This window comes from Pseudomonas bananamidigenes, assembly GCF_001679645.1.
GTDB lineage: Bacteria > Pseudomonadota > Gammaproteobacteria > Pseudomonadales > Pseudomonadaceae > Aquipseudomonas > Aquipseudomonas bananamidigenes.
The window spans coordinates 1-618 of record NZ_LRUN01000124.1 but is presented as its reverse complement, the minus strand read 5'-3'; the positions used below and the strand labels follow the sequence as shown (position 1 = coordinate 618).

Sequence of the window (618 nt, the reverse complement as noted above, 5' to 3'; positions counted from 1 at the left end):
CCCGGGCCCTGAAGGTCGGTGCCGCCGGGTACGCGACCAAGGACAGCGATCCGGCATTGCTGCTGACAGCAATCCGCAAGGTGGCGTCAGGCGGGCGCTATATCGACCCGGATCTGGCCGACCGCATGGTCTTCGAAGTCGGCCTGACCGATACGCGACCGCTGCATTCGTTGTTGTCGGAGCGCGAGTTCTCGGTATTCGAACGCCTGGCCCAGGGCGCCAACGTCAACGACATCGCCCAGCAACTCGCCCTGAGCAGCAAGACCATCAGCACGCACAAGGCGCGGCTGATGCAGAAACTCAACATCACCTCACTCGCCGAACTGGTGAAGTACGCAATGGAACACAAGCTACTCCCACAGGTTTCTTCATCGAACCTGCGATATTGGGCATATCCATAAGCGACAGGCGCTTTTGCTTGTTCTTGCGGCTTGCAGCTCAACACTCGCAACTGCTCTATCTATTAGCGCCATCCTTGTAGGGCAATCCCTACCCCCGGCCTTCCATCCGGCTGAGGCGATTCTCTCCTGCGCCCCGATTTGCGTGACTGCAAGCAGCCACTAGGCTTAATCCCACAGCAGTCATCAATAACAAAGGTGTGGGTATGAGCCAGGTCGA

1 protein-coding gene is annotated in these 618 nt (G+C 58.6%); it reads left to right on the top strand.

Annotated features, from left to right (window positions below):
* Positions 1-401, top strand: a 401-nt coding sequence (locus BBF94_RS26910; RefSeq protein ID WP_141676643.1) for a LuxR C-terminal-related transcriptional regulator, incomplete at its 5' end; no start/stop codon positions are given.
* Positions 402-618 lie beyond the last annotated feature (217 nt).